This is a genomic window from Demequina sp. (assembly GCF_024642165.1).
GTDB lineage: Bacteria > Actinomycetota > Actinomycetes > Actinomycetales > Demequinaceae > Demequina.
Genome location: NZ_JAHEBP010000075.1, coordinates 1 through 10,108, shown reverse-complemented (window position 1 = coordinate 10,108; position 10,108 = coordinate 1). Strand labels below are relative to the sequence as shown.

The following is a 10,108-nucleotide window of genomic DNA, read 5'->3' as shown; positions in this document are numbered from 1 at the left end:
TCCGCGTGAACCGCGGGGTCGGCGAGCTGTCGCTCGATGTCGGCATACTCGTCCAGCATCGGCTGGACGGCTGCGAAGGCCTCGGCCACGTCGTCGCGCGGTGAGCTTCGTTACTTCTGGTTGCCGTAGCGGCGCTCGAAGCGGGCCACGCGACCACCGGTGTCCATGATCTTCTGCTTGCCGGTGTAGAACGGGTGGCAGGCCGAGCAGACCTCGGCGCTGATGACGCCGGACGTCACGGTCGACATGGTCTCGAACGTGTTGCCGCAGGTGCACGTGACAGTGGTGGCCACGTACTCGGGGTGGATGTCCTTCTTCATGATCTCCCTTAGAGGTGCCGCCGGGTCCGCACGCGTACCTCGCGCTCGGTGAACCGGCTGGCCAACGTTCGATTATGCCAGACGTGTCAAGGGGTGGCGAACCGGGACCCGCTCCCGGAACCGGCGCATCGTCCCCGTGCGATCCCCCACGCGTTCTGGCGGGACCTGGCGGTCGGAATCTCGCGAATTCCGCCGCTCATGTCCCGCCAGCGCGCAGACTGGCTCGCTACTTGTCCTCGTCCATCCCCGGCGTGGTCTTGGCGACCTGCATGAGGAACTCGGCGTTGGTCTTGTTCTCCTTGAGCCGGCCCAGGAGCAGCTCGATGGCCTGCTGCTGCTCGAGGCCGGTCAGCACGCGACGCAGCTTCCACATGACCTTGAGCTCCTCGGGGCTCATGAGGATCTCCTCGCGGCGCGTGCCGGACGCGTTGACGTCCACGGCCGGGAAGATGCGGCGGTCGGCGAGCGTGCGCGAGAGCTTGAGCTCCATGTTGCCGGTGCCCTTGAACTCCTCGAAGATCACCTCGTCGGCCTTCGAGCCGGTCTCGACCAGCGCGGTAGCGAGGATGGTCAGCGAGCCGCCGTTCTCGATGTTGCGCGCGGCGCCGAAGAAGCGCTTGGGCGGGTACAGCGCGGACGAGTCGACACCACCCGAGAGGATGCGGCCCGAGGCCGGCGCCGAGATGTTGTAGGCGCGGCCCAGGCGGGTGATGGAGTCGAGCAGCACCACCACGTCGTGACCCATCTCGGTGAGGCGCTTGGCACGCTCGATCGCGAGCTCCGCGACCGTGGTGTGGTCGTCAGCCGGACGGTCGAAGGTCGAGGCGATGACCTCGCCCTTGACCGTGCGCTGCATGTCCGTGACCTCCTCGGGGCGCTCGTCGACGAGCACGACCATGAGGTGGACCTCGGGGTTGTTGGTGGTGATCGCGTTGGCGATCGACTGCAGCACCAGGGTCTTGCCGGCCTTCGGCGGCGAGACGATCAGACCGCGCTGGCCCTTGCCGATGGGCGCCACCAGGTCGATCACGCGGTTGGTCATGTTCCGCGAATCGGTCTCGAGGTGGAGACGGTGCTGCGGGTACAGCGGCGTGAGGTCGCCGAACGACGGGCGCGTGCGCGCCTCCTCCGGCCCCATGCCGTTGACCTGCTCGACGCTCGCGAGCGCGTTGAACTTCTGGCGCTGGCCACGCTCGCCCGGCCGGGGCGGGCGGACGGTGCCGGTGATCGCATCGCCCTTGCGCAGGTTGTACTTCTTGATCTGGTTCATCGAGACATAGACGTCCGACTTGCCGGGAAGGTAGCCGGTGGTGCGGATGAACGCGTAGTTGTCGAGGATGTCGACGATGCCGCCCACCGGGGTCAACTCCTCGTCGTCCCGCACATCGTCATCGTCAAGCTGGACGGGAACGGCGACGCCGCCGCCCTCGTTCGGCAGTCCGTCGCGGCCGCGCCCGCGTCCGCGGCCTCGGCCCCGACGGCGACGCCCGCCGCGCTCATCGTCATCGCTGAACTGCTGCTGGTTCCGCTGCTGGTTCTGCTGGCCGCCCTGGTTGGGCTGGCGGCGCTGGTCGCCGTCGTCTTCCGGCTGCGGCAGCGCGGCGAGTGTCACGGCCTCCTTGGCGCGGCGGGCGCGATCCTCGGCGCCCTCGCCGCCCTCCGGGGCGGTCTGCGGCGACTCGGCGCGGCGGCGCTGCGGCCGCTCCGCGGTCTCCGCCTGCGCGGGGCCGTCGCTGGGTGGGGTGGCGGCGGGGGTCTCCTTGGCGGAAACCACGCCACCGTTCTGAATGGCGTCGACCAGGTCCTTCTTCCTCATCCGCGCGGTGCCCGAGACTCCGAGCTCGGCGGCGAGCGCCTGCAGCTGGGCGAGCTTCATGGCGGAGAGGGTGGCTATCTGGTCGGAGGCCACTGTCGTGTCTGTCACGTACATTCCTTTCCTCGCACGAGCCCCTGTGGCTCCAGAAGTGCGAGATCGACCACGTGGGTACGGCTGACGGAAGACATCATCGGCAGTCGTCTGCAACGTGGATTGCGTATCGTCCGGGGCGACGGGCGCCGTCCGGAGGAAGCCCCATCAGGGTAACACCGCAGGCCAGACGGCACAATCAGCCCAGCATCGCGGCGCGTCAGGACGATGCGTTCCGGCGTTTCGCGACCGCCGCGAGATAGCGTTGGCGCCGCGAGTCGACAGGGAATACCCTTCGACCAGACGCACCCGTGTAGGGTGCGCGATCAAAGGGGAATGTGATGACGCTGGGACCCATCGAGATCGTCACGATCGGATTCGCGGAGGGCCGCTTCGACGGCTCGATCCTCCCCGAGCTCGAGCGTCTGGTCGCCTCCGGAACGGTCTCGATCGTGGACGGCGTCTTCGTCCGCAAGGTCGCGGAGGACGAGGTCGAGATCCTGGAGATCGCTGAGGTGACCGAGGACCCGAACGTCGCGGCCCTGGGCGCGCTGGTGCGGGAGATCGACGGCCTGCTCAACGACGAGGACGTCGAGGAGTTGATGGACTCGCTTCCGGTAGGCGCCGCTGCGGCAGTGCTGTGCTTCGAGCACACCTGGGTGGTGCCGCTGCGTGACGCGATCTTCGCGGCCGGCGGCGAGCTGCTCGACACCATACGGGTGCCGGGTCCGGTAGTCCAGGAGGTCCTCGACGCGATCAGCGCCGAGGCCTGAGAGATAAGGGAACAGACATGCCTAGAAGGATCGGAAGGCCGGGACTCGTCGGCACCATGGCGCGCACGGCCGTGATCACGGGCACCGCCACCGCGGTGTCAGGCAACGTCGCGCGGCGACAGGCCGGCAAGGCCCAGGCTCAGGCTCAGGCCCAGCAGCCGCAGTATGTCGAGGCCGCACCCGCGCCCGCGCCTCAGGTGGCCGCGCCGGCACCGTCGGCCGGAGGCGACCTCATGGCCCAGCTCACTCAGCTCGCGCAGATGAACGCCGCGGGCATCCTGGATGATGCGGAGTTCGCGGCCGCGAAGGCGAAGCTGCTCGGCTGATGTCGGCGGCATCGACTCCCGGCGAGACGCGCTGGGGCGCCAAGCTCAACACCGTCGACTACATGCGCGAGGCCGTCTTCTTCGACGGCGCGAGCGTGCGTTCGCAGCACACCCGGTTCTGGTTGCTGCTCACCCTCGCGTCGGCGATCGCCAGCGCGGGCGTGGTCACCAACTCCACGGCCACCGTGATCGGCGCCATGATCGTCGCTCCGCTCATGCGGCCCATCCAGGGGACCATGCTGGCCACGGTCCTGGGGGACCGTCGCAACCTCACGCGGTCGATCTCGATCATGATCGCGGGGGCGGCCGGCGCCGTGGGCGTGGGATTCCTGGTGGGCCTGATGGTGGTCCAGCCGGTGCTCGCGGAGACCAACGACCAGGTGGCGGGGCGCGTCTCGCCCGGGCTGGTCGACCTGTTCGCGGCCCTCGCCACCGGAGTGGTCGGATCGATCGCGCTGTTGCGCTCGGACATCTCCGACACCCTGCCCGGCGTCGCGATCGCCATCTCCCTGGTCCCCCCGCTGTGCGTGGTGGGACTCACCCTCGAGTCGGGGGCGTGGGGCCAGGCCTTCGGTGCGCTGCTCCTCTTCGTCACCAACGTTGCCGCGATCCTCGCGACCGGCTCGATCGTCATGGCGGTTTACGGGTTCTCCAAGCTCCGGATCGAGATGGCCGAGGACAAGGAGGCGGAGCGCAAGCGCCGCGCCCGCGCGTACCTCACCACCATGGTGATGCTGCTCGTGGTGGCAGTGCCCCTCACGTACTCGACCGCGAAGTCGATCTCGGACAGGTCGCGCATCGCGCAGATCACCGACTACGTCGAGCAGGTCACCGAGGGCACGCGCTGGTCGATCGTCTCCATCACGCCGCGAGAGCGCAACCAGATCCACGTGATCGTCAAGGGCGAGCCGCCGCTCCCGGACATCCCCCGCGTGTACGAGGCCATGGCCGCGGCAGGGCTCGATACCGACCTGATCAGCGTCGAGTTCGTGCCGTCCTACTCCTTCGACTCGGACAACCTCGAGGGCTTCGCCCCCGACGCCGGCTGATCGGGCTCGGGGCCGCAGCCCCGACCCGGGCGCGCCGGCGCGGCGCTATCCCCGGTCGACCCCCGCATCGTCCAGACCCTCACCCGCGTGAGGCGGGCCCTGCGGGTGCGGAACCGACGCGTCCTCGAACGGCGCGGGGTCCTCGCCCGGCACGGTGATCGGATCGAGCGGCGGCTCGACCTCGTCGATGGGCGCGGCGAACTGAGCCTCGTAGAGACGCGCGTACGCGCCCTTGGCGGCCAGCAGCTCGCGGTGAGTGCCCTGCTCGACGATCGCGCCATGCTCCATGACCAGGATGAGATCCGCATCGCGGATGGTCGACAGGCGGTGCGCGATCACGAACGCGGTGCGATCCCGACGCAGCTTCTCCATGGCCCGCTGTACCAGCAGCTCGGTGCGGGTGTCGACGGAGCTGGTCGCCTCGTCCAGGATGAGCACCTGCGGCCGGGCCACGAACGCTCGCGCGATGGTGATGAGCTGTCGCTCGCCCGCCGAGAGGTTGGTGGCGTCGTCGTCCAGCACCGTGTCGTACCCGTCGGGAAGCGAGTGCACGAAGCGGTCGACGTAGGCCGCCGTCGCCGCATCGTGGATCTCCTCCTCCGTCGCGCCCGTGCGGCCATATGCGATGTTGTCGCGAATGGTGCCGCCGAACAGCCAGGTGTCCTGGAGCACCATGCCGGTCCGGGACCGCAGGTCTTCTCGCGTCATCGACGCGATGTCGACGCCGTCGAGGGTGATCCGGCCCGCGTTGAGCTCGTAGAAGCGCATGATGAGGTTGACCAGCGTGGTCTTGCCGGCGCCCGTGGGCCCCACGATCGCCACGGTGCGGCCGGGCTCGACCGTCAGCGACAGGTCGTCGATGAGCGGCTTGTCCTCGGAGTAGCGGAAGCTCACGTCCTCGAACACGAGCCTGCCGTGGTCGTCCGTCGGGGTCGCCGCGCCGGCGGGGTCCTCGCTCTGCTCCTCGGCGTCCAGCAACTCGAAGACGCGCTCCGCGGAGGCGACGCCCGATTGCAGCAGGTTCGCCATCGAGCCCAGCTGGCTCAGCGGCTGCTGGAACTGACGCGAATACTGGATGAACGCCTGCACATCGCCCAGCGACATGGTGCCGCTCGCGACCTTGAGGCCGCCCACGACTGCGATGGCCACGTACACGACGTTCCCGATGAACATGGTCGACGGCATGATGATGCCCGAGATGAACTGGGCGCCGAAGCTGGCCTCGTAGAGGTCCTCGTTCTTGCGCGCGAACTCCTCCTGGGACGCGCGCTGGCGCCCGAAGACCTTGACGAGCGCGTGGCCGGTGTAGCCCTCCTCGATCTGCGAGTTGAGCTCGCCGGTGTGGCGCCACTGCGCCACGAACTTGGGTTGCGAACGCTTGGCGACCTGCATGACCGTCACGAGGGTCAGCGGGATCGAGCCGAGCGCGATGAGCGCGAGCACAGGGTCGATCCAGAACATCATCCCGAGGATGCCGACCACGGTGAGGACCGAGGTGAACAACTGACTCAGTGTCTGCTGGAGCGTCTGCGAGATGTTGTCGATGTCGTTGGTGACGCGGCTGAGCAGGTCTCCACGCTGGTTGCGATCGAAGTAGCTGAGCGGCAGCCGGTGGATCTTGTCCTCGACGTCCTCGCGCAGCCGGTAGACGGTGCGCTGGGTGACGCCGTTGAGCACGAGGCCCTGGACAAGGCCGAGCACCGCCGAGGCGATGTAGATGAGCGTCACCCACAGCAGGATGGTGTGCAGCTGGTCGAAGTCGATGCCGGTACCGGTGATGAACCCCTCGAAGATCACCGTGGTCGCGTTGCCGAGGATCTTGGGGCCCACCACGGACAGCGCCACGGAGCCCGCGCCCAGCACCACGACGGCGGCCACCAGGAGCATCTCGGGCGCCAGCAGCCGCGCGAGCCTGCCGGCGGACGCCTTGAAGTTCATCGGCTTCTCGGTAGGCATGCCCATCCCGCCGCCCATGGGGCCGTGGGCGCGCTGCGGCGGGCGGACGGGAGCCGGACGCTCCTCCTCGGTCGAGTTCTCGCTCATGCCACCTCCTCCGCTCGCAGCTGCGTACTGACGATCTCCTGGTAGGTGGGCGACGTGTCGAGCAGTTGGGCGTGGGTGCCGCGATCGACGATGCGCCCGTGCTCCATGACCAGGATCTGGTCCGCCTCGACGATGCTCGAGACCCGCTGGGCGACCACGATCACGATCGCGTCCGTGACCTCGCGGCGCAGCGCGGCCCGCAGCCGCGCGTCCGTCGCGGTGTCGAGGGCCGAGAACGAATCGTCGAAGATCAGGATGTCGGGGCGTCTCACCAACGCTCGGGCGATCGCCAGGCGTTGGCGCTGGCCGCCCGAGACGGTGGTGCCGCCCTGGGCGATGGAGCTGTCGAGGCCCTTGGGCATCGCGCGGACGAAGTCCTCGCCCTGCGCGATCGAGAGGGTGTCCCAGAGCTCCTCGTCCGAGGCGTCCGGCTTGCCGAAGCGCAGGTTGGACGCGACCGTGCCGGCGAACAGGTACGGGCGCTGCGGCACCAGGCCGGTGTGCGCCCACAGCGACTCGAGGTCCGCGTCGCGCACGTCGACGCCGCCCACGCGGACGCTGCCGCCCGTGGCGTCGAAGAGGCGCGGGATGAGGTTGACGAGCGTCGACTTCCCCGCACCGGTCGAGCCGATGATCGCCGTGGTGGTGCCGCGGCGGGCGGTGAAGCTGACGTCGGCGAGCACGGGCTGCTCGGCGCCGGGATAGGTGAAGGTGACGTTCTCGAAGACCACGTCGCCGGCGTCGGGGACCGCCACGCCCGCGTCGCCCTTGGACACGACCGTCGACTCGGTCTCGAGCACCTCGGTGATGCGGTCCGCGGACACGGCCGCGCGCGGCACGAGCACGAACAGGAAGGTCGCCATCAGCACGGAGAAGAGGATCTGGATGAGGTAGCTGAGGAAGGCGGTCAGCGCCCCCACCTGCATCTCGCCCGAGTCGATCCTGTCGGCCCCGAACCACATCACGGCGACGGAGCCCAGGTTCACCACCAGCAGCACCAGCGGGAACATCGCCGCCATGAGGCGGCCGGCCTTCACCGCCGACTCGGTGACGAGCGCGTTCGCATCCGCGAAGCGTCCCTGCTCCTGGGGCTCGCGAACGAAGGCGCGAATCACCCGGATGCCCGTCAGCTGCTCACGCATGACGCGGTTGATGCCGTCGATGCGCACCTGCATGCGGCGGAAGTGGGGCACCATGCGGGACACGATCAGGACCACGATGATGAGCAGCAAGGGGATGGCCACGGCCATGATCCACGAGAGCTGGACGTCCTGTTGGAGCGCGAGTACCACGCCGCCGATCGCGGTGAACGGCGTCGCGATGAGCAGCGTGCAGGTCATCAGCACCAGCATCTGCACCTGCTGCACGTCGTTCGTGGTGCGGGTGATGAGCGACGGGGCGCCGAACCGCTGGACCTCGGCCTCCGAGAAGCCCGAGACACGGCCGAAGATGTCACGCCGAAGGTCCCGGCCCACGCGCATCGCGATCTTGGCGCCGAAGTAGACGGCGGTGATGGTGCACGCGATGCCCACGAAGGACAGCAGCAGCATCACGCCGCCGATGCGCCAGATGTAGCCCGTGTCTCCGACTGCGACACCCTTGTCGATGATGTCCGCGTTGAGGGTGGGCAGGTACAGGTTGACGATCGACTGGGCGAGTTGGAACACCACCACGCCGATCAGCAGGTTCCAGTACGGCCGGGTCGAGCTGACCAGGAGCTTCCAGAGCATGTCAGCGTCCTTCCTGGGAGATGCCGCGGAGGATGAAGTCCGCGAGCTGAGAGGGATCCGACGTCGACCCGTCGCTGAGGAACGGCATGGACGTGCCGAAGACCAGGATCCGGAGGTAGTCGACAGCGGTCGCGACCGGGACGCGCAGCCGGTCCCGGTCCGGTTCGAGCAGGCGCTCCACCACGCCCGTGGTCTCGGACAGCGGCGGCTTGTGAGCGTCGTCGCCCGCGCGGTGGCGCGCGTGATCGCGCGGACCCAGCGCGGCCATGAGACGCACCACGGCATCGACCCTGGCCTGGAGCACCGTCACGACCCGCTCGATCTTCTCCGCGAGCGGCAGCGCCGCGCCGATCGCCTCGAGCTCAGTCAGCGTCTCCGCGGGGTCCATCACCCGCGCGATCGCCGCGTCGATGATCTCGTTCTTGTCCGCGAAGGCCCGGAACACCGTGCCCTCCGCGATGCCGGCGGCGTCCGCGATCTCGCGCGTGGTGACCTCGCCGCCACGTTCGATGATCAGCGGGATCGCGACGTCGACGATGGACGCGCGTCGCTCTTCGACCGCCATGGGGCGCGCGCGCCCGGTCTTCACTGTCATGCGCACACCCTAAGTGAGTGAGCACTCACTCCGCAAGTCGGAACGCGGGAACGGTCAGGCGCTCGCGCCGCCGTGGGCGAGGCGGCGCGCGAAGGTGACCGTCGCATCGTCCCCGTCCACTGCGACGAACCCGACGCGCGGGTAGAACGCCTGGGCGCCGGCGTTGGCGCGCTCGGCTCCCAGGTGGACACCGGGCACGCCGCGCTCGGCCAGGAGGGCGCAGGCGGCCTCGATCATGGCGCGTCCCACTCCCTTGCCCTGACACTCCGGGAGGAGGTCGATGTGCAGATGCGCGGGGAACTCGTCGAGCTGCGCGATCATCATGCGCTCGGGGTCCGCGGCGGACGGCAGCAGCCACGCGTCATCCGTGGTGCGCGGCCGGTGGTGTCGCGAGACCTCGGGCCACCACTCGGCGACGAACCAGCGCTGGAAGGCGGCCGTGTCGGACGTGCCCAGCACGTACCCGCAGGCCTCGCCGTCGACGTCCCACACCAGGCAGAACCCGCCAGGGCCATGGAGGTAGGGCGTCGCGTAGACGTCGGACAATGCGGTGTCGTCGGTGAAGCGACCGGTCGCATCGTCGCCCTGGGCGCCCGTGAGCAGGCAGATGCGGGCGATGCGCGCGTGGTCCGCGGTGGTCGCCGCCCTCACTGTCACGGAGCCTCGCCCTCCTCCGCGGTCTCGGCGCGGGCGATCGCGAGCGCGAGCACCGCGGCGATGGCTCCGCCGATCACAGTGAGTCCCGCTCGTTGCAGCGCGGCATCCCAGGCTGCGTTCGCCTCGATCGCGCCCGCGATCAGCACGATGGCCCCAGCGGTCCACGCGCTGCCGGCGCTCTGCGACTGCGCCAGGGCCCAGCCGATGCCGAAAACCAGCCCTATCACCGCGACCACGACGAGCGCCCATCCCGGCAGCACGGACGCCACCACCGTGGCCAGCAGCGCACCTACGAGCGTGCCGACCACGCGCGCAACCGCGTGCCGCTGGGTTTCGCGGGCGGCCGGGACCAGCACCGCCGAGAGCGCCACCACGATCCACAGGGAGTGGGCGACGTCGAACGCGCGCGCGACGGCGATGGCCAACCCCGCGCCCGCGGCCAACGCGATCAGGTACGTCCACGCAAGGCGCGGAGCGAGCGGCGTGGGCGGGACACGCACCTTCAGCAGCGCGCGCAGCACCACGGTCACGGCGAGCGCACCCACCGCCGCGCCCACTCCCAGCGCCACCGGACCCGCCGCGGCGGCGTCGGTGCCCGCCGCGGCGACCGCGACGGGAGCGGCGCCCACCACCGGTCCCAGCTTCAGCACGTGCGGCGCGGCCGCCATCACCGACGCGGCGACTATCAGGCCCAGCAGAGCCGGCGAGT

The 10,108-nt window shown here is 69.5% G+C and carries 10 protein-coding genes; 3 read left to right on the top strand and 7 right to left on the bottom strand.

The window, feature by feature from the left end:
* Window positions 1-110: 110 nt before the first annotated feature.
* Both rpmE and rho read right to left on the bottom strand, forming a co-directional pair.
* Window positions 111-320: a 50S ribosomal protein L31 gene (gene rpmE / locus Q0L54_RS07920; protein ID WP_296666913.1), complete on the bottom strand. Its 210-nt coding sequence runs from the start codon at window positions 318-320 to the stop codon at window positions 111-113.
* Window positions 321-546: 226 nt separating this feature from the next.
* On the bottom strand, window positions 547-2,196 hold the full coding sequence (rho, locus tag Q0L54_RS07915) for a transcription termination factor Rho (protein WP_296666916.1): 1,650 nt from the start codon (window positions 2,194-2,196) through the stop codon (window positions 547-549).
* A gap of 371 nt (window positions 2,197-2,567) precedes the next feature.
* Here rho and Q0L54_RS07910 point away from each other — a divergent pair, with 371 nt between their 5' ends.
* The 3 genes from Q0L54_RS07910 to Q0L54_RS07900 are packed head-to-tail and all read left to right on the top strand — an operon-like array spanning window position 2,568 to window position 4,374.
* Window positions 2,568-2,999 carry a DUF6325 family protein gene (locus tag Q0L54_RS07910; RefSeq protein ID WP_296666911.1) on the top strand — a complete coding sequence of 144 codons (432 nt, stop codon included), beginning with the start codon at window positions 2,568-2,570 and terminating at the stop codon, window positions 2,997-2,999.
* A gap of 17 nt (window positions 3,000-3,016) precedes the next feature.
* Entirely contained in the window at window positions 3,017-3,325 is a 309-nt protein-coding gene (locus Q0L54_RS07905; RefSeq protein ID WP_296666907.1) for an SHOCT domain-containing protein, read from the top strand.
* Entirely contained in the window at window positions 3,325-4,374 is a 1,050-nt protein-coding gene (locus tag Q0L54_RS07900) for a TIGR00341 family protein (protein ID WP_296666905.1), read from the top strand. The genes Q0L54_RS07905 and Q0L54_RS07900 overlap by 1 nt, the downstream gene beginning before the upstream one ends.
* Before the next feature lie 45 nt (window positions 4,375-4,419).
* Here the strand turns inward: Q0L54_RS07900 and Q0L54_RS07895 are convergent, their stop codons facing one another.
* The 5 genes from Q0L54_RS07895 to Q0L54_RS07875 form a co-directional block, all read right to left on the bottom strand.
* Window positions 4,420-6,417 (bottom strand): ABC transporter ATP-binding protein, encoded by a 1,998-nt coding sequence (locus tag Q0L54_RS07895; RefSeq protein ID WP_296666902.1) that lies wholly within the window; start codon window positions 6,415-6,417, stop codon window positions 4,420-4,422.
* Window positions 6,414-8,147: an ABC transporter ATP-binding protein gene (locus tag Q0L54_RS07890; RefSeq protein ID WP_296666899.1), complete on the bottom strand. Its 1,734-nt coding sequence runs from the start codon at window positions 8,145-8,147 to the stop codon at window positions 6,414-6,416. Before Q0L54_RS07890 ends, Q0L54_RS07895 begins: the two co-directional genes overlap by 4 nt.
* A gap of 1 nt (window position 8,148) precedes the next feature.
* Window positions 8,149-8,742, bottom strand: coding sequence for a TetR/AcrR family transcriptional regulator (locus Q0L54_RS07885; protein ID WP_296666896.1), 594 nt, complete (start codon window positions 8,740-8,742; stop codon window positions 8,149-8,151).
* Between the two features lie 54 nt (window positions 8,743-8,796).
* Entirely contained in the window at window positions 8,797-9,399 is a 603-nt protein-coding gene (locus tag Q0L54_RS07880) for a GNAT family N-acetyltransferase (RefSeq protein WP_296666893.1), read from the bottom strand.
* Window positions 9,396-10,108, bottom strand: a 713-nt coding sequence (locus Q0L54_RS07875) for an FUSC family protein (protein ID WP_296666890.1), incomplete at its 5' end; no start/stop codon positions are given. The genes Q0L54_RS07875 and Q0L54_RS07880, both read right to left, overlap by 4 nt.

Coding starts and splice junctions, on each gene's coding strand:
- rho (WP_296666916.1), bottom strand. CDS start 2,196: ATGAAGCTCGCCCAGCTGCAGGCGCTCGCCGCCGAGCTCGGAGTCTCG.
- rpmE (WP_296666913.1), bottom strand. CDS start 320: ATGAAGAAGGACATCCACCCCGAGTACGTGGCCACCACTGTCACGTGC.
- Q0L54_RS07895 (WP_296666902.1), bottom strand. CDS start 6,417: ATGAGCGAGAACTCGACCGAGGAGGAGCGTCCGGCTCCCGTCCGCCCG.
- Q0L54_RS07910 (WP_296666911.1), top strand. CDS start 2,568: ATGACGCTGGGACCCATCGAGATCGTCACGATCGGATTCGCGGAGGGC.
- Q0L54_RS07885 (WP_296666896.1), bottom strand. CDS start 8,742: ATGACAGTGAAGACCGGGCGCGCGCGCCCCATGGCGGTCGAAGAGCGA.
- Q0L54_RS07890 (WP_296666899.1), bottom strand. CDS start 8,147: ATGCTCTGGAAGCTCCTGGTCAGCTCGACCCGGCCGTACTGGAACCTG.
- Q0L54_RS07905 (WP_296666907.1), top strand. CDS start 3,017: ATGCCTAGAAGGATCGGAAGGCCGGGACTCGTCGGCACCATGGCGCGC.
- Q0L54_RS07900 (WP_296666905.1), top strand. CDS start 3,325: ATGTCGGCGGCATCGACTCCCGGCGAGACGCGCTGGGGCGCCAAGCTC.